Below are 22,648 nucleotides of genomic sequence, written 5' to 3' on the forward strand. Positions count from 1 at the left end.
GGGGCATCGGCCTCGAAAATTCCGTAAAGTCTCGCGGCTCGCGCCGCCAATCGCGTCGCGAGAGCCTCGCATCATCAGGGACACGAAGCTCTCGCTATGGACCTGGTTACTCGGCTGCCGGCGGCAACTGCGCCTGGGGCTCTTCCGGCAGTTCTTCGCCCTCCGGACCGGCCTGCACGTCGGAGTTGATCAACTCCACATTGAGTCCGAGAGCGCGCATTTCCTTGACGAGCACGTTGAAGCTCTCTGGTACGCCTGCCTCGAACGCATCGTCGCCACGTACAATGGCCTCGTAGACTTTGGTGCGGCCAGCCACGTCGTCCGATTTGACCGTGAGCATCTCCTGCAGCGTGTAAGCAGCGCCGTATGCTTCGAGAGCCCACACCTCCATTTCGCCGAAGCGCTGACCGCCGAACTGCGCCTTGCCGCCCAGCGGCTGCTGGGTGACGAGCGAGTAGGGGCCGATGGAGCGCGCGTGGATCTTGTCGTCGACAAGATGGTGCAGCTTGAGCACGTACTTGTATCCGACCGTCACCTTGCGATCGAACGGCTCGCCAGTGCGGCCGTCGTAGAGCGTCACCTGACCCGACGAGTCGAAACCTGCCATCTGCAGCATATCGACAATGTCCTTCTCGCGGGCACCGTCAAACACGGGCGTTGCGATCGGCACGCCGGTCTTCAGGTTCTCCGCGAGCGAGGCCAACTCGTCGTCTTCGACCGCCGGCTTGATCTCGTCGCCATAGATCCTCGTCATCTCGTCGCGCAGAGCCTTGCCCTGCCCACTCTCGTGGAACTTCTGAAGCGCTTCGTCGATTGCGCGGCCGAGACCACGGCAGGCCCAACCCATATGCGTTTCCAGGATCTGGCCGACGTTCATGCGCGACGGCACGCCCAGCGGGTTCAGCACGACGTCTACGGGCGTGCCATCCTCAAGGAACGGCATGTCCTCAGACGGCACGATCATCGACACGACGCCCTTGTTGCCGTGACGGCCGGCCATCTTGTCGCCCGGCTGGATCTTGCGCTTCACCGCTACGAAGACCTTGACCATCTTCATGACGCCCGGAGGCAACTCGTCGCCACGCTGCAGCTTGTCGACCTTATCCACGAAGCGGCGCTCGAGGCCCTTCTTGGCCTCTTCGTACTGCTTCTGGATGGCCTCAAGCTCGCCCTGGGCCTTCTCGTTGGCCAGACCGATTTCCCACCATTGGCTGCGCGGAATATCGTCCAGGATCACATCGTCGATCGTGGTACCCTTGCGCGCACCACGCGGTCCCTTGGCGACTTCCTTGCCCATCAGGGCATCCTTGAGACGAGCATAGACGTTGCGGTCGAGGATCTGCAATTCGTCGTCGCGGTCCTTGGCGAGACGCTCGATCTCCTCGCGCTCAATGGCCATGGCGCGCTCGTCTTTTTCGACGCCGTGGCGGTTGAACACGCGCACTTCGACGATGGTGCCCGAGACGCCCGGCGGCAGACGCAGCGAGGTATCGCGCACGTCAGATGCCTTCTCGCCGAAAATGGCGCGCAGCAGCTTCTCTTCTGGCGTCATCGGGCTTTCGCCCTTCGGCGTGATCTTGCCGACGAGAATGTCGCCAGGATGCACTTCCGCGCCGATGTACACGATACCGGCTTCGTCGAGGTTTTTGAGCGCCTCTTCCGAAACGTTGGGAATATCGCGCGTGATTTCCTCGGGCCCGAGCTTGGTGTCGCGAGCCATCACCTCGAACTCCTCGATGTGGATCGAGGTGAACACGTCTTCGGAGACGACGCGCTCGTTCATGAGGATGGAGTCTTCGAAGTTGTAGCCCATCCACGGCATGAACGCGACGAGCACGTTCTTGCCGAGCGCAAGTTCGCCGAACTCCGTCGAGGGTCCGTCCGCAATGATCTCACCGGACTTCACCTGATCGCCCACGTTCACCAGCGGGCGCTGGTTGATGCAGGTGTTCTGGTTGGAGCGCTGGAATTTGCGCAGACGGTAGATATCTACGCCCGGCTTCGACGGGTCGGTCTCTTCGGTTGCACGGATAACGATACGGGTTGCATCGACCTGATCGACGACACCCGTGCGGCGTGCGGCAATAGCAGCGCCGGAGTCGCGTGCAACACGATCTTCCATGCCCGTGCCAACGAGCGGTGCTTCCGCCTTGATGAGCGGAACGGCCTGACGCTGCATGTTGGAGCCCATGAGCGCGCGGTTGGCGTCGTCGTTCTCCAGGAACGGGATCAACGCGGCGGCAACCGAAACGAGCTGTTTGGGCGACACGTCGATATAATCGACCTTGTCGGGCGTCACGAGAAGAACGTCACCCTGGTAGCGGCAGGTGATGAACTCGCCTGTCAACTTGCCCTTGGCGTCGATCTCGGCGTTCGCCTGGGCGACGTGGTGGCGCATTTCCTCCATGGCGGAGAGATACACGACCTCGTCGGTGACCTTGCCGTGCACGACCTTGCGATACGGGCTTTCGATGAAGCCGTACTTGTTGACGCGCGCGAACGTCGCCAGCGAGTTGATAAGGCCGATGTTGGGGCCTTCAGGCGTCTCGATGGGGCAGATGCGGCCGTAGTGGGTCGGATGCACGTCGCGCACTTCAAAGCCCGCGCGCTCGCGCGTCAGACCACCCGGACCAAGGGCCGACAGGCGGCGCTTGTGGGTGATTTCCGACAGCGGATTGGTCTGGTCCATGAACTGCGAGAGCTGCGAAGATCCAAAGAACTCACGCACGGCGGCAGCCGCCGGCTTCGCGTTGATCAAATCCTGCGGCATGACCGTGTCGATGTCGACCGAGCTCATGCGCTCCTTGATGGCGCGCTCCATGCGCAGAAGACCGACGCGATACTGGTTCTCCATCAGCTCGCCCACCGAGCGAACGCGGCGGTTGCCCAGATGGTCGATGTCGTCGATATCGCCCTTGCCATCGCGCAAATCGACAAGGGTCTTGACGACCGCGAGAATGTCTTCCTTGCGCAGCACGCGCATCGTGTCGGGCGCATCGAGTTCGAGGCGCATGTTCATCTTCACGCGGCCAACGGCCGACAGGTCGTAGCGCTCCGAGTCGAAGAACAGGCCGTGGAACAGCGCGGTTGCCGCTTCGATGGTCGGCGGCTCGCCCGGGCGCATGACCCGGTAGATGTCCATCAACGCTTCCTGCGTATTGGCGTTCTTGTCGATGTGCAGCGTGTTGCGGATGAAGGCGCCGATGTTCACGTAATCGATATCGAGAACGTGGAATTCTTTGACCTTCTGCTCCTTAAGCTCGGCCAGAAGGTTTGCATCGAGTTCGTCGCCAGCCTCCGCAAAGATCTTGCCGGTATCCAGATCAACAATGTCTTCGGCGATGAAGCGGCCCGAAAGATCCTCGGCCGAAACCAGGATTTCCTTCAAACCGTTCTCGGCAAGCTCACGCGCCTTGCGCGCGGTGATCTTCTCACCTGAGCGCGCGATGACTTCGCCCGTCTTGGCGTCGGTGACGTCGGACTGGGGCGTGAAGCCACGGAACTTCTCGGCAATGTACGGCATTTTCCAGCCGCGCTTGGATTCCTTGACCGAGATGTGGTTGTAGAAATGCGAAAGGATCTGCTCGTCGTCGAGGCCCAGCGCATACAGCATCGTCGTCACCGGCAGCTTGCGGCGACGGTCGATGCGCACGTATACGATGTCCTTCGCATCGAACTCAAAGTCGAGCCAAGAACCGCGATAGGGAATGATGCGAGCCGCGAACAACAATTTGCCCGAAGAATGGGTTTTGCCGCGGTCGTGGTCGAAGAACACGCCCGGCGAACGGTGCATCTGCGAGACGATCACGCGCTCGGTGCCGTTGATGATGAAGGTGCCGTTCGACGTCATGAGCGGCATGTCGCCCATGTAGACGTCCTGCTCCTTCACGTCCTTGATCGACTTTGAACCCGTCTCCTCGTTCACATCGAACACGATCAGGCGCAGCTTCACCTTCAGCGGCGCGGAGTAGGTCATATCGCGCTGCATGCACTCGTCGACGTCGAACTTCGGCGGCTCAAACTCGTAGCGCACAAACTCCAGCGTCGCCTTGCCGGCGAAGTCGGAGATCGGGAATACGCTTTTGAATACCGACTGCAATCCGAAATCATCAGGACGCCCACCAGGGGGCTCCTTCACCATCAGGAAGTCGTCGTAGGAAGCCTTCTGAACCTCGATGAGGTTCGGCATCTCGGCAACTTCGCCGATAGATCCGAACTGCTTCCTGATACGCTTGCGGCTGGGAAGGGTCTGAGCCATGTCCGCTCCTATGCTCGTGTTGGCGGGCGAATCCCGCAATCAAATCGTGTCGTTCGATGCCGTCGGCCTTATCAGCCTCTTGAAACGGCTCACCGGAGGGTTCTTTTTGGGACTTCCGATCCCAAGAGAACCCTCCGGAAAGACGTTCCTTTTGCCCCGCGAGCAAGATGCGCATCGCGGAGAACACAAGTGAGCGGGTGTCCCGACAAGATGACGGGACACCCAGCCGAATTACTTCAGCTCGACCTTTGCGCCCTGGTCCTCAAGCTGCTTCTTCAGCTTGGCGGCCTCGTCCTTGGAGACGCCTTCCTTCACAGCCTTGTTGCCAGCTTCGACGAGGTCCTTGGCTTCCTTCAGACCCAGGCCCGTGATGGCGCGGACTTCCTTGATGACGTTGATCTTCTTGTCGCCACCAGCGATGAGGAACACGGTGAACTCCGTCTTCTCCTCGACGGGAGCGGCGCCAGCGCCGCCAGCCGCGGGAGCAGCAACGGCAACGGCGGCCGCAGCCGACACGCCCCACTTCTCCTCGAGAGCCTTCGCAAGCTCAGCGGCTTCCAGAACGGTCAGGCTGGAGAGATCATCAACGATCTTTTCAATCTTCGACATAATGTACTTCCTTCGGTTTGAACCAGTTGGTTGAGTGCAGCCAGTGGCTGCCAATCGTGCTTTTCATCGAGGCCCACTTGGAGGCCTCTCCCGAAATCAAGCGGCCTCTTCCTGCGATGCCTTTGCCTGAATGACGCGAGCCAGCTTTGCACCGGGCTCCTTGACCGTGCGGGCGATCTTGGTCGCCGGCGCGTTGAGAAGACCGATAAGCTTTGCGCGCAGTTCATCGAGCGAGGGCAGTTCGGCGAGCGCCTTCACGCCATTTGCGTCGAGGACGTTGGTGCCCATCGAGCCACCAAGAACGATCAGTTTCTCGTTCTTCTTGGCAAACTCGACAGAGACCTTGGCGGCAGTGATCGGGTCCTTCGAGTAGGCCAGGACCGTGGGTCCCGTCAGAAGGTCGGCGATGCCGCTGTAGTCGGTGTCCTTGAGCGCAATCTTGGCGAGCCGGTTCTTGGCCACCTTGACCTTGCCGCCGGCAGCTTTGAGCTGCTGACGGAACTGGGTCATCTGAGCGACCGTGAGACCGGTATAGTGGGAGACAACGACAACGCCCGTGTCCTTGAACACGCCGTTGAGGTTATCGATGAGCTCACGTTTCGCGGCTCTATCCACGTCTCGTCTCCTGCTTGCGGATCTTTCCTCTTGCGAGCCGATCCGCGGGGTTGCACCTTGCCGCTCTCTCCTCTTCGAAGAGGGCGACGGTTGGTCTGTCCTTACTACCGGCAACCTCCGTTAAGAGGCGGCACGGTGCTGACCCAGAAGGTTCAAACCGGATAATCGGGTTGCCCCGGCGATCCAGCCGTCTTCTGTCTCATGCGGGCCCTCGGTCTTGAGAGACTTAGGAGCCTTGCGGAAAGTCCGCCGGGCTCACCCACAATCTCGGACAGTGAACCGGACCGATGCTCGAAGAGCCCCGGCCCGGGGCATTCCAGGTTGCCCTGGAAACTCGTGTCGTGCCTTAGACCACAGGGCCCGAGGCGACGGTCGTCGTGTCGATCTTGAGGCCAGGGCCCATCGTCGAAGACAGCGAGACCTTCTTGACGTATGTGCCCTTGGAGCCCTGCGGCTTGGCCTTGACCACAGCGTCAACGAACGCCTTGATGTTCTCCACCAGCGCCGCTTCCGTGAAGGAAGCCTTGCCGACGCCAGCGTGGATGATGCCGGCCTTCTCGACGCGGAACTCCACCGAGCCACCCTTTGCACCTTTGACGGCGCCCGTGACGTCCATAGTGACCGTACCGACGCGCGGGTTCGGCATCAGACCACGCGGACCCAGCACCTTACCGAGACGGCCGACGAGGCCCATCATGTCCGGCGTCGCGATGCAGCGGTCGAAGTTGATCGTGCCCTTGGAGACGATCTCGACCAGATCTTCCGCACCGACGATGTCTGCTCCGGCAGCCTTCGCCTCATCGGCCTTGGCGCCCTTGGCGAACACAGCGACGCGCGCAGTCCGGCCGGAACCGTTGGGCAGGTTGCACACGCCGCGGACCATCTGGTCGGCGTGCTTGGGATCAACACCCAGGTTCATGGCGATCTCGACCGTTTCATCGAACTTCGCCTTGGCGCGGGATTTGATAATCTTGACGGCCTCATCGACAGGGTAGGACTTGCCCGCGGGCAGACCCTGTTTGACGGCCAGCATGCGCTTGCCACCGGCAAGACGTGTCGCCTTGATCTGCTCGGGCGAAAGCTTTGCTTTGTTATCAGCCATTGTTTTTTACTCCGCCACCGTGAGACCCATCGAGCGCGCGCTGCCCGCAAGGGTCCGCGCGGCGGCTTCGATATCGTCGGTGTTCATGTCCTTCATCTTGACCTTCGCGATGTCGCGAAGCTGCGCCATCGTCACGTTTCCGGCCACAGCGCGACCCGGCTCCTTGGAGCCCGTGCCGCCCTTGCCCGTCGGGCGCAGACCGGCGGCCTTCTTGATGAGATACGTGGCAGGCGGCGTGCGCATCTCGAAGGTGAAGGAACGGTCGGAATAGACCGTGATCTTCACCGGGATGGGCGTGCCCTGCTCGATGTCCTTCGTCTTGGCGTTGAAGGATTTGCAGAACTCCATGATGTTGACGCCGCGCTGGCCAAGCGCGGGACCGATTGGCGGCGAGGGATTCGCTGCGCCTGCCGGCACCTGAAGGTTGATGTAGCCGTCAATTTTCTTCGCCATGGTCTCCCCTAGCTCACTGAAGGACACTCAAAGCGCCTTGGCGAAGGCGCCTCTGGTCCAGGGTTAGCGGTTCAGCGGGCATGGACTTTCAAGAAAGTCCGTTTGCCCTCCCGCACGTCATTGCCGACGATGATTTCATCTCCGGCAATTCCCGGCGAAACCGCCGGTAGCTTCGGTCCGATCACTGCACACGCCATCTGCCTGCGAAAATTCAGACAGACGACTTTTAGCGCGGCAATCAGCTTGCAATCTTCTCCACTTGGCCGAACTCGAGTTCGACCGGCGTTGGCCGTCCGAAAATCGACACGGCCACCTTGAGGCGCGAACGCTCCTCGTCCACCTCTTCGACAACGCCCGTAAACGAAGCGAACGGGCCGTCGGCAACCTTGACGTTCTCGCCGACCTCGAAAGTGATCGTGGGCTTGGGACGCTCCACACCCTCTTTCACCTGATTGAGGATGCGCATTGCTTCATCCTCGGAAATCGGCATCGGCTTATTGTCGGCGCCAAGAAAGCCCGTGACCTTCGGTGTATTCTTGATCATGACGAACGCAGCGTCCGTCATCTTCATCTTAACCAGCACATAGCCGGGCAGAAATTTGCGCTCGGCCTGGATCTTGCGACCACGCTTGACTTCCACTACCTCCTCGGTCGGCACGACAATCTCTTCGAACAAATGCTCAAGATTACCCGCCTTCGCGCGCTCGCGGATGGCGTCCGCCACCTTGCGCTCGAAGTTCGTATAGGCGTGGACGATATACCAGCGCGTGCCAGGCACCGTCGTTTTGTCTTCGCGTTGCTGCGCGAGCGTCATCTTTACTTGCCCTCTCGCCTGCTAGTCACTAGGCGCCCAAGCCTAAGACGAGGCGCACAATCCAACTCAAAGCCTGATCGACTACCAAAAAGAATATAGAGGCGAGCGCGACCATGATGAGAACCATCACAGTCGTGATCCAAACCTCTTTGCGCGTCGGCCAGGTGACTTTGGCAGTTTCTTGCCTGACTTCCTGAATAAACGCGATCGGGTTCAACTTCGCCATTAAACTGCAATCCTGATAGGGCATGCGACAACTCGCCGCAACCTGCCTCGGACGTTTCCGGGGCCGGCGCCGCGAGTCAGACCGGGAGCAATGGCAGGGGCGGAGGGTCTCGAACCCCCGACCTTCGGTTTTGGAGACCGACGCTCTACCAATTGAGCTACACCCCTAGAAAGCCCCACAATTGCGGTGCTTACATTGGGCCGAATTGTTCCAAGGCCCGTCTCCTTAGACTATGTTTAAGCGTTTGTCACCCACTGCATTAGGTATTTTGCTGCGCCGCCATGCTGACGCCAAAATCGGCCCCTGGTCCGCACATTTTGTGGCAAAAAACCCGACACAAGCCTTTGAAATATATAAAATGGTTCGCGGCATGAGAAAGTCAATGGTTGCGCTCACCCTTACGAGCTGCCTCTGTCTGGTCTGGCCAGCGTTGGGCGCTCCCGAGACCGCGCTGGATACGCAAAAGACCGCGCCTGCCGCCACCACGCGGATTTTGCCATCGGATACCGCCTCGGGCCCGCGCGCACCCGACAACGGCTGCCCCTTACGCGCCAGCCCAACGGAGGCAGGCTCCGACAATGCGATCCCCTTTTTCGACCTGATCGCTGACGCGGTAGCCGAGTACAGCGTGCGGGTGACCATCGCCGACACCGATCCAAGAACCGCCCTCGCAGACGCTCTCAAGGGCGTAGATGAGCAGACCCGCACCCTTGCGACCCTCTACACACTCTGGGATGGGCTCGGACGCGATGGCCTGCATTCATTCTTTTTCATGCGCGTCGGCGGGCTTGCGCCCCAAGCGCGCTCGGCGCTGAAGGAGGCTGGCCTTCACAAAGACTACGACACCTTCGGCACAGCAATGGCCCTGTTCGGCGAAGACTACCCCTTCGACGAGAAAGCCCGAGAGAAGTTCTTCGGCTATGCGCACGGCCAGGGCGAGTACAACGACTTCGACCGCCGACTTCTGGATCTGGCCAATCAATTCCCTTCACGGACCGAGTTTGCCCAAGAGCTCGAAGGCTACGTCACTAGGCGCGACGAACTCTGGCATCGCATCGAGGCGCGCCGAAAAGCCATCGGCGCTCAGCGGCGCTTCGGCATACTGATCGATAATCTCTGGCGCAAAATCCCATCCGGCTCCGATGACGAGGACGTTCCCCAACGGCTGGCGAAGCTCAGCTTCCCAGAACAGACTCTCATCGCCCTGGATGCCTTCAGTTCAGAATTCGAAAACGGTGGAATTCACCAATTCTTCTTCAATTCAACGGGGGCGTTCGCGCCGGAAGTACTGGCGGGACTGCGCGCGCTCAACCTGACGCAACAAGCGCAGCTCTTCGAGCGCGCCATGAAAACCTTTCCCTCACCCTATCCGCGCGACCGGGACAAGCGCGCCGCTTCCTATCTTGGTCATCGCGACCTGGAAGGATTTGAATCGGAACTCGCCGAATTGACCGACGAGTTCTATGCCGCGGATACGGCGCAGACCAACAGCAAGCCGCACTCGGCAACCAATGCAACAGGATTGCGGTCGGCCATCCTGCGCTATGCGGAAGCGCACAAACTTTTGCCCTGCTAGCCCAAGGGAATCCGCGGCGCCTTCAAGCCGCGAAGGCGGGCATCAGCGGACCGGCTCAATAATGACCGCAGAACCGTAGGCAAGCACCTCCGTCACGGCCGCTGCGATCTCATTGGCGTCGTAGCGCATGGCGAGAACCGCGTTGGCGCCCATCTCCTGCGCGTTCTTCACCAACAGATCGAATGCCTCCTGACGGGTCTGCTCGGCGAGCTTGGTATAAACGGTGATGTTGCCGCCAAAGAAAATCTGAATGGCCGCGCCCAGGTTGCCTACGACGGAGCGGGAGCGCACCGTAAGACCCTTGACCATGCCGAGATGGCGCACGACGCGATATCCCTCGATTTCGTTCGTTGTGACGACGATCATAGTGCCTCCTGAGATCGCTCAGCCTACCGGGTGGCGACACTAGCGTGTTGTCTGACGAAACGCGAGGAGCGACGCCATCGACGGCATTGCAAACTGGGGACCAAGGCGATGCACTTCGAGCCGGCTATGCCTGCGTTGGCGTGAAAGCAAGAGAACGCCACCAACGGGCCTGCTTTTTTTCAACACGCGAAACGCTGCAAGCCAACGCAGGCCAAATCCGATCCGTCCAATGGAGCTCGGCCACCACCGCAAGGCTGCAGCCGTCGCTCAAGCAAAGCGGGACGCGCACTGACACGTGTCGAGACAATTTATGGAAGCAATGGAGCGGGTGATGGGAATCGAACCCACGTATTCAGCTTGGAAGGCTGCTGCTCTACCATTGAGCTACACCCGCGCACGGACCGACTAACCTCAATAATTAAGCAGCTTGGCGACAATAAGAAACCTCGCGCCCCCTGCCATCCGGCCCCGTGGAGCCGCTTGATAGACGCTTCGGAGCACAATGTGAAGCCCGTAAGTGCCGCGTCGGTGGAAAATTGGCTTTAGTCGCTCGCAAGGGTACTTACTGGCCGAAAAGCAAGTTCAGATGGTCGTTTTACGAGTTGGCACCTTGCCCGACCCCCTCAGTAAATCCGCTGCTCTGAAATTCCTGCCATAGCCAAACTGTCTATTCTTCATCTTCAGAATTTGCTGTTCCAAAAGCCGCCACGACACCTCCGTTAGCAGCAATGAAAGTGCGATCTTTGCGCTACTGACCGCTGCATAGTTTGCCAGATTGCCCTCCACGCGTAGCGGTTCGAGCGCCGCAAAAATTGGATAATGATAGAGGTACAGTCCATAAGATCGTGTTCCGATGTATCGCATTTGCGGCGAGGCCAAAAAACGTTGCGTGTTACTGGCGCAGCTTTGGACGAAAACGATGAACGTGACTGCCAGCAAGGCAAAACCACTGAATGCCAGTGGCAATGTCTTCATCATGTTGTCGGATACGAGAATCAGAGCCGCCAACAGTGCCAACCACGCAACAAGCGTGACTCTCGCAGCCGACCTCTGTCCTATCGACAAAACTGACGAACGCAGTTCCGGCATGCAGAGTCCGGCCAGGCATCCAATCATAAGCGAGTCCATTCGTGCGGGCGTCGCTGTATAGATGCGATCAAGATCGACACCAGCAGTAAGCATCGAATATCTGACCGCAATCGCCAGAAAGACGATGCAACAAGCGAACGCTGCTAATGCCCTGCGTGACCTTGCAAAGAGAACGATGAATGTAGTCGGCCATAGAATATAGAACTGCTCTTCAAGCGCGAGCGACCACGTGTGCCCTACACTGCCAGCCTTTTCAGCATCGAGAAAGTTGGCATAGAACAGCAGAGATGCGACCGCCGCATGCCACCTACCTGCTTCATTGGATGGCCAAAACATTAGCGCAAGCACGAGACACACGGCCAGGGGAGGCAATATTCGACACGCCCTACGCATATAGAACTTGAACAGATCGACTTTACCGGTCGATTGGTATTCTCTCACCAGCAATTCAGTGATCAAAAACCCGCTAAGCACAAAGAATATGTCAACCCCAAGAAAGCCGCCGCTTAAGCGGCCGTAGGTGAGGTGAAAAAGGACAATAAAAATGACGGAAACGGCCCTCAGTCCATCCAGCTCGGCAACGCGTCCCATTTTGGCGCTGATGTCCTGCTTATCGGGCAACAAGTTTGATCTCCAATCAGCCCGCTTACGCGCCGCCGGCCGCGTGGTCGTAGATGTCATCCTCCTGAGCGCTGTGGATGCGCACCAGCGATTCAATAGCCTCGATTACCCGTTGCGCGTCCCGGATCAGATAATGGTCGGCGTCATCCGGCGACAGGGAATGCGATAGCCGTCCCAACATTCTGGCCAGATGCAGGATTTCGCGATGAGCGCGGCTCATGGCAGCCAAGCCCGAGCCATCATGCAGTATTTTTTCAAGCCGCGGATAGACCAGCGCCTCATCCTCTCGTTCGTGCGTGACGATCGTGTCGCCCACGATCTTGTTTGCTTCAAGGATTAGAGCGATCGCGACAGCCCCCATCGCCTCATCGAGCGCGTCCGCGATCTCGCGCAGCCGGTCGAGCGCACGCGTGATTTCAGCATGACCCTGATGCAGGGCACGGCTCGCGGCGGGTTGCAACACAGGATGCTTGGATTCCCGGCGCGGCACGAGCGCCCGAAGAGCGTTGAGAATGACCGCGACATCGATGCCTTCTTGCGTCAAAGCGCCGGCCACTGGCGTCAGGTAGCCAAGCGCGGCCGCAACCATCGCAACTGCAGAGAGCGTCATGCCTGCCACGATGCTTTGCACGGCGATTGCGCGCGCTCGTTTGGCGATAGACACCGCATCGGAAACCCTATCGAGCGCATCCACTAGAACAACGACGTCGGCAGCTTCAGACGAGGCGCTGGCGCCGCGTGCACCCATCGCGATGCCGACATCGGCCGCGGCCAGGGCTGGCGCATCGTTGATGCCATCGCCGACCATGATCGTTGGATGCTGGCGCTGCTCCATGGCAACGGCCTCCACCTTCTCGGCGGGAACACGGTTGGCCAAAACTGCATCGAGGTCGAGTGCCGCGGCGATGGTCTCGGCAGATTCCGCCCGATCGCCCGTGACCATCACGATGCGCTTCACGCCACTCGCACGCAGTCCTTGCACGGCGCGCGGCGTGTCACGGCGTAATTCATCAGCCAACAGGATCGCGCCGATAGTATCGCCGTCGCGCGCAACGAATACGCTCAAGGCGGAGCGCCAAGAGGCTCGGCGAAGAGCGCGCGCGGCCCATCCCATGGGGTGCATGGCCCCGGTGACTAGTTCGTAGGAACCGGCTTTGATTTTCTCAACACCGACCATTCCTTCCAGTCCCGATCCGCGGGTTTCGCGAACGTCGTGAGGCTGCACCAGCGCGATTCCGCGTGCGCGTGCGGCTTCCACGATTGCATCCGCCACGACGTGCTGTGACGCCTGCTCAAGGGAAGCCGCAAGGCGCAGCACATTTCCGGCATCCTCGCCGGGAGCTGCCTCGACAGCGACAAGGCGCGCGCCTCCAACCGTGAGCGTGCCGGTCTTATCAAACATCACCGTGTGGACCCGCGCCAAGGCTTCCAGTGCGGCACCGCCCTTGATCAGAATGCCGCGGCGCGCTGCCCGCGATACACCTGCAATGAATGCTACTGGCGCCGCGAGGATCAAGGGGCACGGCGTCGAGGCCACCAGAACCGCAAGCGCGCGCACCGGGTCGCCACTCCACATCCATGCCGCGCCCGCCAGCAACAGCGTGGCAGGCAGAAGCAACAATGCATACTTGTCCGCGATGCGAATGAAGGGCGCCTTCGCCGTTTGCGCGGCGGTGACAAGACGGACAATGCCGGCGTATGTGCTCTCACTGGCCGTCGCAGTGGCACGCATCTGGAACGTCTCACCGACATTGATCGTGCCGGAGCGCACCGCCTCACCTCGCGCTCGCGTTACGGGGATGGGTTCGCCTGTCAGAGCGGATTCATCGATGACCGCTCCTTCGTCCACAACGACACCATCTACGCCGATGACCTCGCCCGCCCGCACCAAAAGAATTTCGCCGGGCGCGACCGCCTCGATGCCGACATCTTCGACGGTCCCGTCAACGACCCGGTGTGCAAGGCGCGGTGCGCGGTCTACCAGCGATTTGAGGTCACGTTCTGCGCGAGCAACCGCAAAATCCTCAAGAAGATTGCCACCCGCATACATGACCGCAACAACGACAGCGGCAAGGTTCTCGCCAAGAACGAGGGCCGCCGTCATCGACACGAACGCGACGGCGTCGACACCCATCCGACCGGCGAGCAAATCGCGCACCATCGAGATAAAAAGACCGATGACGACCGGAATTGTGCCAGCCGCCCAGCAGGCCTGGGCCAACCGCGGGGCACCCGCAACCCACGCTAGCGCGCCCGACGTCAGACCGGCCAACGCGATGAAGACCAATGCGCGGCGTTGAAATCGCTCCGAGGTGAAATCCGGCACTGCCCCGCCCCCTGACTGGCCTTCGGTTTGTCTCCTGAGCGATGCTTAAGAGGTGAAGACGGCGCGTGCAATAACCTCCCGAACCGAATGCCTGGTGGGCAGACATTCCAGCGGCGTCAACTTGTGGCAGCGGGCGGAGCGGTATCGCCTTCGCCTCGCGCATTGCGCCGGCCGAACCAGTTACCTTCGCGCAGGTGTTGGAAGGTCACGTACAGCATCGGAATGATAAGAATACCAGCAAACGAGGCGGCCAACATTCCGAAGATCACGGGCAGCCCCACGGCATACATACTATCGGCACCTGGACCATGCGCGATGATGAGCGGCACTAGCCCAGCGATAAACGCGATGCTTGTCATCATGACGGGTCGGAAGCGTTGATGGGACGCATGGATCGCAGCATGCACGATGTCATTGCCCTCCTCGCGTAGCTGCACAGCAACTTCGACGATAAGAATCGCATTCTTGGCCGCGAGCGCGATAAGCATAACAGTGCCGATCTGAGCGTATAGATCGAAGTTCGCGCCCATCACCCAAACACCGAAAATAGCGCCGAGGATCGCAGCGGAAACCGACAGGAGAACAGGAATAGGAATGTTCCAGCTCTCATAAAGCGCGACCAGGAAGAGATAGGCGAACAGCAAGCCAAACCCCAAGACGATCCCGGTTTGCCCCGCGGCGGCCTTGGTCTCCAAAGCCTGGCCGGTCCATTCATAACCATATCCGTTGGGCAGCGTCGTGCGCGCCAATTCTTCCATGGCCTGAATGGCGTCACCGTCACCGTGCCCTGGCGCAGCGTTTCCGGTTATCGAAATTGCGCGATAGTTGTTGTAGCGCGTGATGGCGCGCGGCGAGGCTTCCAAATCTGCAAGCACCAGCGACGACAGCGGCACCATTTCACCTGAAGCATTCTTCACCTTGAGATCATAGATCTGAGAAATGGATTTACGATAATCCTGCTCGGCCTGAACCATGACCTGCCAGGTGCGCCCAAAACTATTGAAGTCGTTGATGTAGTAGCTGCCGAGCGACGACTGCAGTACCGAAAACAGATCTGATAGATTGACACCCAGCACGGCAACCTTGTCGCGATCGATTGTCAGACGAATCTGGGGAGTTGACGCATCGAAGGTCGTGAACACACCAGTGAGTTCCGGGCGCTGGCTTGCAGCCAAAATCAGCCCGCGCGCCACCGCCGCCATTTCGGACAGTTCCTGGCCCTGCAACGCTTCGAGCATGAACTCAAAGCCACCCGTCGTCCCCATGCCCGGAATAGAAGGCGGATTGAGCGTGAAGAACATGCCATCTGGAATGACCGCAAGGGCGCGCGTCAGCCTCGGTGCAACAACCGTCGAATGGGCATTCGGCGAAGTGCGCAAATCGTAGTCTTTCAGACGCGAAAACATCACGCCCGAGTTCGACGCACTGCCGCCGCCCAAGAGATCGAAGCCAGCGATAGAAACGACATTGCCGACCGTCGGCTCCTTGCGCAGGATGGCTTCCGCCTTCAGCATCGCTTCCTGGGTACGATTTAACGATGCACCGGCCGGCAAGGTTACAACCGTTATCAAGTAGCCCTGATCCTCGGCCGGCAGAAACCCTGCGGGTGTCGCCGACATCAAAAACCTTGTAGCCAAGCCAAGCGCGAAAACGACTGCGAGCGACACAGCGGCAACGCGAACCAAGCGCGTGACGACCGATGCAAAGCCGTTTCCGGTAGCGTTGATCGCACCCGTGATTGTCTTCATGATGCCTTTGGGGTGACCCGGCTTCAGAAAAACCGCACACAAGGCTGGCGCTAGCGTCAGGGCCACGATGGCGGAGATGACCATCGCGGCGGAAATGGTGATGGCGAACTGACGGAATAGTACGCCGCTGCTGCCTGGAAGAAATGCAACCGGCACGAACACCGACAACAAGACCAGCGTAATAGCGATAATTGCGCCAGTAATTTCACTCATCGCCTTATGTGTGGCCTCGGGAACAGTCAGCTCCGGGTGCTCTTCCAGGATGCGCTCGACATTCTCCACGACCACGATGGCGTCGTCGACGACCAAGCCGATGACGAGCACCATTGCCAGAAGCGAGATCATGTTGGCCGAGAAGCCGACCGCGAGCAGGATCGCAAATGTTCCAATCACTGAGACAGGCACAGCCAGCAATGGAATGAGCGTCGCGCGCCACCGCCCGAGAAACACAAACACGACAAGGGCCACGAGGGCAAACGCCTCGCCAAGCGTGTGAACGACCTTGTCGATCATCTGCCCCACGAAATCGGCCGTGTTGTAGATGTAAGAATATGTAATGCCTTCAGGAAAGCGAGGCCTCAAATCTTCGAGGCGCTTGGAAACCGCGTTTGCGACTTCAACCGCATTGGCGCCAGGCGAGAGATAGACGCCCAAAGGGCTCGAGGGCTTACCATCGAATGTGCTGATGGAATCGTACGTTTTGCCGCCCAGTTCCACGCGCGCCACGTCCTTGACGCGCACAACCGACCCGTCAAGTTCACCACGCACGATGATGTTGCCGAATTCGTCGGGATCCGTCAGCCGACCCTTTGTCGTGATTGTCAGCTGGAGCCGCTGATCCTCCGACAATGGCGCCGCACCGATGCGCCCGGCAGCAGCCTGCGTGTTCTGGGAGGCAACGGCAGCGATAACATCCTGGGAAGTCAGATTGAGACTTGCGAGCTTCTCGGGATCGATCCAGATGCGCATCGCATAGTCGCGTGCACCGAAGTTCACCACATCGCCGACTCCGGGGACACGTTTCAACTCATCGACAATGTTGATCGTCACGAAGTTCGAGATGAAGAGCTGATCGTGCTCGGGCTTGGACGAGTGGAATGTAAAGACCTGCAAGAGGCTGGTTGAAACCTTCTTGATCGAAAGCCCGCTACGGCGAACATCCTCTGGCAGCTTGGCTTCCGCCTGTTTGGTGTTGTTCTGAACGTTCACCGTTGCGATGTCGGGATTGGCGGCCAGCGAGAAGCTGACGCTCAGCGTATAGCTGCCATCGTTCGACGAGGTCGATTTCATGTAGCGCATGTCGCTGACGCCATTGACGACGCTTTCCAGCGGCTGAGCGACACTTTCCTCGACCGTGCGGGCATCGGCTCCGGAATAACTTGCAGCCACCTGCACAGTCGGCGGCGCAATATCGGGATACTGCGCGACAGGGATGGACAGAATAGAGATGAGGCCGGCAATCGTGATGACCAAGGCGATGACGATCGCCATTCTCGGCCTCTTGATAAAGATATCCGAGATCATCGCGTTGGCCTCGATCCTGATAGAGTGAAAAATTACTGCACGCGAGCGCGCGCAGGGTTGGAGCCGTTAATCCGATTGGGCGACCGCAATGACTTTCTGGCCAGGTCGCGCCTTCTGATGCGCGCTGACCACCACCCGGTCGCCGACCTTGAGGCCAGCCTCTACGACAATTGTCGTCCCTCTTTGCTTGCCGAGTGTCAGCCGCGCTACCCCGACCTCGCCATCTGGCGCAACCGTAAGCGCGTAGCTTCCTTGCTGATCGAGCAGCAAGGCTGACTGCGGCATCACAATTTTCTTCTCAGGCTGCTTGCTGACTACGTTGGCCTGAACGACCTGTTGGTCGATAAGCAAGCCGTTCGGATTTGCAAACTTCGATCGCACGGCCACTGAATCAGTTGAAGAGGAGGCGGTCACGTCGGAAAATTCAATCGCTCCTTTTTCTGGATAGATCGATCCATCCGCCAAGGTCAGCTGCACGAAATACTGCGATTTGTCCTTGTCCTGCCGACGCACCTCCAACCGAACGGCCTGCGGGAGAGGAAATGTCACGTAGACAGGATCTTCGCGCACCAGCGTGACAAGCGACTGACTGGACGTGTTGACGTATTCGCCCGTCGAATACGTGGCCCGCCCAACTCTTCCATCAAAGGGCGCGACAATCTTCGTGTAGCCCAGCTGCAGTTTGGCGTTTTCCAGATCCTGTTCGCGCGCTTTCGCAGTGGCAACGGCCTGCTTGAGATTTGCATTGGCCTGATCGAGCTGTTGCTTAGAGATCGCGTTAGAGTTTCGTGCTGCCAGATCGTTCTGGCGATCGAGTATGATCTGCGCGAGATCGCGAGCGGCTTCCGCGCTGGCAAGATTAGCCTCTCCCAACGCAACGTTCAATTTGTAGGTAGCTGGATCTATCTCAAATAGTACGTCGTCTTTCTTGACGCGCGAACCCTCCGCGAAAAGACGAGGGAGCAAAAAACCCTCCACGCGAGCGCGCAGGCTCACCTTCTCCATCGCCTCGACCCGCCCCGTGAAGGAGCGCGACGACGCGACGTCAACTTCCTTGATCGTTTCAACGAGAACGGAAGGCTGCGGAGGCGCTGCTGCGGCGGCAGGCTTGTCTTCAGCCAGTGCGCTCCAAGTTGATGTCGCCAGCGCCAACGAGACGAGAAGTATTCGCCTTACCATCATAGGACCGCGTTCCCTATTCAATCCGCCAGGACTGACAATAGAGGCTCTACGGAAATGCGGCAACTTGCCCAAGTACCCTGAAGCAAAGGATCGTTGTCACAAAAGGCTTATGAGCGATGATTTCAGGAATTCAGGTGGAAGGACGTTTTTGGGCGCAGGGCAGGCTTGGCGGCGGCGCGCAAATAAATTGGTGGAGGGGGCTGGATTCGAACCAGCGTAGGCGAAGCCAACGGATTTACAGTCCGTCCCCTTTAGCCACTCGGGCACCCCTCCATGACCAACAAGCGTTAGAACTGTGAGCGATAACGCCCAGCGCGTCCAAACGAAAGCGACCCCGCCGGAGAAAAGGCAGGGCCTCAATGCCTGCCTTATGTTCGCGGGGGGCTTTCCTGTCAATCGGAAAAGCGTCATGGTCCGCCTCCGATTTCTCCCGCGCGTGGGCATTCCACCGCTTTTCGACCGACGCGCGCCAACCTCAAGGCCTGAATGTGAGCAAAGACAGACCCCGCCCCCCACAGCGGCCCTGGACCCGTAAATCCGGCGCGCCGAGCCGGTCAGGCCACCAGGGCGCAGGCGGAACACGCCATGCGCGACCTCACGCCTCGCGCCGGGACAGCGACCGTAGCGAAGACGGCCCCTTGCGTCTCTTCGGACTGCACGCCGTCGAAGCGGCGCTCAAGAACCCGTCGCGAAAGGTCCTCCGCCTCGTGTTGACTGAAAATGCCGAGCGGCGCCTTGTCGAAGCTGTTGGCGTGCTGAACCACCCCATCGAGCGGGCCACCCCGCGCGATCTCGATCGCATTCTGGGGGCAGATACCGTTCATCAGGGGGCGATGCTGGAAACCGAGCCCCTGCCTGAACCTGAATTTGCGGATCTTGTCGCGCAAGCCAGCGGTCGCCCGCTCATCGTTCTCGATCAAGTCACCGACCCCCACAACGTCGGTGCTATTTTACGCTCCGCGGCGGCGTTCGGGGCAGCAGGCTTGGTGATGACGCGCCGGCACAGCCCTCCCCTTAACGGCGTATTGGCAAAGTCGGCATCCGGCGCACTGGAACTAATTCCCGTCGCACTGGTACAGAACCTGTCGCGTGCTCTTGAAGAGCTCAAGGAGGTTGGCTTCCTTGTCGTCGGTCTCGACGGCGAAGCTCAAGACGCCATCGAAGAGCTGGACTGGTCGCGCCCAACCGCTTTGGTCATGGGGGCGGAGGGCAAGGGGCTGCGCGAGTTGACAGGCAAGACCTGCGATCAGCTTGCCCGCATCACGACCGACGGTCCACTGGCAAGCCTCAACGTGTCGAATGCGGCTGCGGTGGCGCTGCATGCCGCCCTGGTAGCCCGCGCAAAGGCCAAGAGCTGATCAACCACCGTCGGTTGATCATAGCTGTCCTGGCAAACAAAAATGCGGCCCCGGACCCGGACCGCATGTAATGCTCGTTCTCGAAAATTGCGCCTCAGCACCCCGCAGCAATCGTACCGAGGCTGCACGTCGAGTTTGCGATCAATCGCAGATCAAAGGTCGTTCGCAGATATAGCGTCCGCCGCGGCAAACTTCGTCGCCCCAGCTGTTCTCAAAGCAGCGCCGCCCCGTCCAATGACATTCACGGTGCCCGTAATAGCACCGGTCGTCATAACGCGAGTAGTACCGTTCGTCGGCGTGAGCCCGCGCGGCGCCGAGAACGCCTAAACCAATGATGCCGGCGGCAACGCCGAGTGCGACACCACTTCCATTCCGGGCTTCCGCTTGCGGTGCTGCGGACGCCATGAAACCGAACGCCATTACGAGCGCCATGAAGGCGTGCTGGAATTTCCTGACCATAAGATTTGCTCCGGTCTGCTTTCCGAGTGCGGCCACAAATGGGACCGTCACGATGCAGGCTCGCGAGGATCCCCTAAGGAATCATCCTCGCTCAAGCCTGACCGTGACGCTCACCACATGAATGTGACCTGAACGCGGAAGAGACGCGGCAGCAAAGTGTCTGCGTCACTTACCAGTTGCCACGGCGATGGCCACCGTAATGACGGCGATGCCACTCGACGTGATGATAACCAGGCTTCGTCGAACCCCAGGCGCGGTAATACTTCGGCAGACGAAAATGCGCGCGGTCGATGTAAGGACGGCGCCAATATCCGGAGTTGTAGTACGGGTAGTAGCCGCGCGGAACATAACGGTAAGCGTAAGGATCGCTCACGCTGTCGCGCAGATACACATGATGATAGCGCGGATAATAGACCCAATGCCGGACCGTGCGGCTCCGGTCCCAGCCCGCCGGCTGATCAGGGCGATCTAAATGAAAGGCAGCTGCGGGGCTCGCGGCTGCAAAGCTGACGGTCGCCGCTGCGATGACGGCCGTCAAAAAGCCTTTGAAACGCATTACTCGGTACTCCTCGACACACTCGTGCGATAAACACTGCGCTAATCATTACCGGAGATTAGCTAAGGCACCGTTACATTGCATCTCTCAAGCGAGGAAATTTACACGAAACCGCCGCTCTGAGCCGGAGACACACTGTTGGCAACAGCGTAAATCCTGCAAAAGCGTTAACAACCGCGGCTTTGCTCCGAGCGGAAATCTAGTAGGCGTTGCGGAAAGTCTTACGCGAAATCACTGTCAGCACGATGATGTAGACGTCGAACAGCAGCGACCAGTTGTCGATGTAGTAGAGGTCGTGCTCGACCCGCTGATGCATACTGTCATCGGTGTCGGTGGCGCCGCGGAATCCGTTAACTTGTGCCCAGCCGGTGATCCCCGGCTTTACGTTCAGACGGCGCGGGTATTTCTCAATCCGTTTCTCAAAGAAGCGGTCGTGGGCGACCGCGTGGGGGCGCGGTCCGACCAACGCCATATCTCCCGCGATCACGTTCAGCAGTTGCGGCAGTTCATCGATCGAGAATCTGCGCAGCACGCGACCCACGCGGGTTACTCTTTTGTCGCCCTGCTTGGCTTGCTGGATGACGTCTCCATCGTCAAGCGTCGACATGGTGCGGAATTTCCACATTCGGAATTCGCCCAGATTATAGCCCCGTCGCCGCTGCCGGAAGAACACTGGGCCCGGACTGTCGATCTTGATCGCAAGAGCGACCAACCCCAGAAACGGCAGGAGCAGTACAAGCGCAGTCAATGCAAACACGACGTCGAACGTCCGCTTGCTTGCAGCCTGCAATGGTCCAATGGGCTCGCGGGTCAACGACAAAGTCGTCTTGCGGCCAAACCGGGATATGCGTGCATGTTTGAACTGCCCGACCAAACCGTCAGTGCCCAGGTGCACGACAATCGGCAAAATAGAGAAGGCGGCGACAGCCTTCTCCGTGAAAGCGCCATTGCATCCGCTGGAAATGATCACGTCCTGAACGTTATCCAGGCGCGCGGTTCGAACGGCATCCTCAAGCTGCATGGTCCAATCGTGGCCCTCGACCGTATCGCCGACGACGACAAGACGAGCCACAATGACTGCACCCGCCGCGCCATCAGCAATCTCGCGCTCCATGAACGCCAGGCTCTCGGACGTACCGACCAGCATGAGACGTCGCGGTAGAATGACGCCACATTCGATGAGCGTTGCGATCGAGCGATGGAGAAAGGCGTTGAGAGCGATCAGCGTCACCAACCCAACGCTGTAAAAGATGATGAGCCAGGCGCGCGAGAAGATCGCGGTCGTCTTCGTGAGAAAGCCTATCAGCGCCAGAGCGGCGAAAGCCAGGTTCCACACCAAAAGCAGACGTCCATTGCTGCGGCGGCCTTCCAGGAGTGCTTCAACTCCGTATTCGTTCTGAACCAGAAATGTCAGGCCGTATGCTAAGCCTGCGAGCAAGCCAATACCGGCGTACTTGCCGATATCGCCTGTCATCTCGTAGACGAATAAATGGTAGCCGATCCCCGTCGACACAGCGACGAGTACGATCATCGTCAGTTCTAGGAGAAACACGCCACCTGCAAATGATGCTCGGGATAGCCCGAACCTGTTGTGACGATGAAGAACAGGCCGAGATCCAGCCTCAATAGCGCGACCGAGCACTCACTACCACCGCAATTCCAATTGCCAGAGGAGGGAACTCCGGCACCCGCAATATCCCTCTTCGTCAAGCTGTATATCAAGACTGCGTTCGGATCTCCTGCCATTTGATATATATGTTTAAATG

18 protein-coding genes and 3 tRNA genes are annotated in these 22,648 nt (G+C 59.4%); 2 read left to right on the plus strand and 19 right to left on the minus strand.

What is annotated here, in order from left to right; all coding sequences use genetic code 11:
• Positions 1-106 precede the first annotated feature (106 nt).
• From rpoB to R3D51_10055, 8 genes are all read right to left on the minus strand, one after another.
• A complete protein-coding gene (gene rpoB, locus R3D51_10020; GenBank protein MEZ5899819.1) occupies positions 107-4,258 on the minus strand; it encodes a DNA-directed RNA polymerase subunit beta in 4,152 nt (1,383 codons plus the stop codon).
• A 231-nt stretch (positions 4,259-4,489) separates the two neighbouring features.
• Complete coding sequence (gene rplL, locus R3D51_10025; GenBank protein MEZ5899820.1) at positions 4,490-4,867, minus strand: 50S ribosomal protein L7/L12; 378 nt, start codon at positions 4,865-4,867, stop codon at positions 4,490-4,492.
• Positions 4,868-4,963: 96 nt separating this feature from the next.
• Complete coding sequence (gene rplJ, locus R3D51_10030; GenBank protein ID MEZ5899821.1) at positions 4,964-5,482, minus strand: 50S ribosomal protein L10; 519 nt, start codon at positions 5,480-5,482, stop codon at positions 4,964-4,966.
• 346 nt (positions 5,483-5,828) lie between these two features.
• Positions 5,829-6,584, minus strand: a complete 756-nt coding sequence (gene rplA / locus R3D51_10035) for a 50S ribosomal protein L1 (GenBank protein MEZ5899822.1) — start codon at positions 6,582-6,584, stop codon at positions 5,829-5,831.
• 6 nt (positions 6,585-6,590) lie between these two features.
• Entirely contained in the window at positions 6,591-7,037 is a 447-nt protein-coding gene (gene rplK / locus R3D51_10040) for a 50S ribosomal protein L11 (protein MEZ5899823.1), read from the minus strand.
• Between the two features lie 238 nt (positions 7,038-7,275).
• Complete coding sequence (gene nusG, locus R3D51_10045) at positions 7,276-7,851, minus strand: transcription termination/antitermination protein NusG (GenBank protein MEZ5899824.1); 576 nt, start codon at positions 7,849-7,851, stop codon at positions 7,276-7,278.
• A gap of 28 nt (positions 7,852-7,879) precedes the next feature.
• Positions 7,880-8,077 (minus strand): preprotein translocase subunit SecE, encoded by a 198-nt coding sequence (secE, locus tag R3D51_10050; GenBank protein MEZ5899825.1) that lies wholly within the window; start codon positions 8,075-8,077, stop codon positions 7,880-7,882.
• A 91-nt stretch (positions 8,078-8,168) separates the two neighbouring features.
• A tRNA-Trp gene (locus R3D51_10055) sits at positions 8,169-8,244 on the minus strand.
• A gap of 215 nt (positions 8,245-8,459) precedes the next feature.
• Between R3D51_10055 and R3D51_10060 the strand changes: the two genes are divergently transcribed.
• The gene (locus R3D51_10060; GenBank protein ID MEZ5899826.1) at positions 8,460-9,653 is read left to right on the plus strand and encodes a DUF4375 domain-containing protein; all 1,194 of its coding nucleotides are present in this window, start codon (positions 8,460-8,462) and stop codon (positions 9,651-9,653) included.
• 42 nt (positions 9,654-9,695) lie between these two features.
• Here the strand turns inward: R3D51_10060 and R3D51_10065 are convergent, their stop codons facing one another.
• The 7 genes from R3D51_10065 to R3D51_10095 form a co-directional block, all read right to left on the minus strand.
• Positions 9,696-10,019 (minus strand): YbjQ family protein, encoded by a 324-nt coding sequence (locus R3D51_10065; protein ID MEZ5899827.1) that lies wholly within the window; start codon positions 10,017-10,019, stop codon positions 9,696-9,698.
• Positions 10,020-10,339: 320 nt separating this feature from the next.
• Positions 10,340-10,413 (minus strand) — tRNA-Gly (locus R3D51_10070).
• A 188-nt stretch (positions 10,414-10,601) separates the two neighbouring features.
• Positions 10,602-11,729, minus strand: coding sequence for an acyltransferase (locus tag R3D51_10075; GenBank protein ID MEZ5899828.1), 1,128 nt, complete (start codon positions 11,727-11,729; stop codon positions 10,602-10,604).
• A 25-nt stretch (positions 11,730-11,754) separates the two neighbouring features.
• Entirely contained in the window at positions 11,755-13,890 is a 2,136-nt protein-coding gene (locus R3D51_10080; protein MEZ5899829.1) for a heavy metal translocating P-type ATPase, read from the minus strand.
• A gap of 281 nt (positions 13,891-14,171) precedes the next feature.
• Positions 14,172-17,327, minus strand: a complete 3,156-nt coding sequence (locus tag R3D51_10085; GenBank protein ID MEZ5899830.1) for a multidrug efflux RND transporter permease subunit — start codon at positions 17,325-17,327, stop codon at positions 14,172-14,174.
• 66 nt (positions 17,328-17,393) lie between these two features.
• Positions 17,394-18,509: an efflux RND transporter periplasmic adaptor subunit gene (locus tag R3D51_10090; GenBank protein MEZ5899831.1), complete on the minus strand. Its 1,116-nt coding sequence runs from the start codon at positions 18,507-18,509 to the stop codon at positions 17,394-17,396.
• Positions 18,510-18,697: 188 nt separating this feature from the next.
• Positions 18,698-18,782: transfer RNA gene (locus R3D51_10095), tRNA-Tyr, on the minus strand.
• Positions 18,783-19,147: 365 nt separating this feature from the next.
• On the opposite strand from R3D51_10095, the gene rlmB reads away from it, so the two are divergent.
• Positions 19,148-19,867 carry a 23S rRNA (guanosine(2251)-2'-O)-methyltransferase RlmB gene (gene rlmB, locus R3D51_10100; GenBank protein MEZ5899832.1) on the plus strand — a complete coding sequence of 240 codons (720 nt, stop codon included), beginning with the start codon at positions 19,148-19,150 and terminating at the stop codon, positions 19,865-19,867.
• A gap of 141 nt (positions 19,868-20,008) precedes the next feature.
• Here rlmB and R3D51_10105 read toward each other — a convergent pair whose 3' ends face one another.
• From R3D51_10105 to R3D51_10120, 4 genes are all read right to left on the minus strand, one after another.
• Entirely contained in the window at positions 20,009-20,377 is a 369-nt protein-coding gene (locus tag R3D51_10105) for a hypothetical protein (protein ID MEZ5899833.1), read from the minus strand.
• A gap of 118 nt (positions 20,378-20,495) precedes the next feature.
• The gene (locus R3D51_10110) at positions 20,496-20,882 is read right to left on the minus strand and encodes a hypothetical protein (GenBank protein ID MEZ5899834.1); all 387 of its coding nucleotides are present in this window, start codon (positions 20,880-20,882) and stop codon (positions 20,496-20,498) included.
• Positions 20,883-21,081: 199 nt separating this feature from the next.
• Entirely contained in the window at positions 21,082-22,413 is a 1,332-nt protein-coding gene (locus R3D51_10115; protein ID MEZ5899835.1) for an exopolysaccharide biosynthesis polyprenyl glycosylphosphotransferase, read from the minus strand.
• A gap of 8 nt (positions 22,414-22,421) precedes the next feature.
• The gene (locus R3D51_10120) at positions 22,422-22,592 is read right to left on the minus strand and encodes a hypothetical protein (protein ID MEZ5899836.1); all 171 of its coding nucleotides are present in this window, start codon (positions 22,590-22,592) and stop codon (positions 22,422-22,424) included.
• Between the last annotated feature and the right edge of the window lie 56 nt (positions 22,593-22,648).

The sequence above is a fragment of the Hyphomicrobiaceae bacterium genome (assembly GCA_041397645.1).
Lineage (GTDB): Bacteria > Pseudomonadota > Alphaproteobacteria > Rhizobiales > Hyphomicrobiaceae > Hyphomicrobium_B.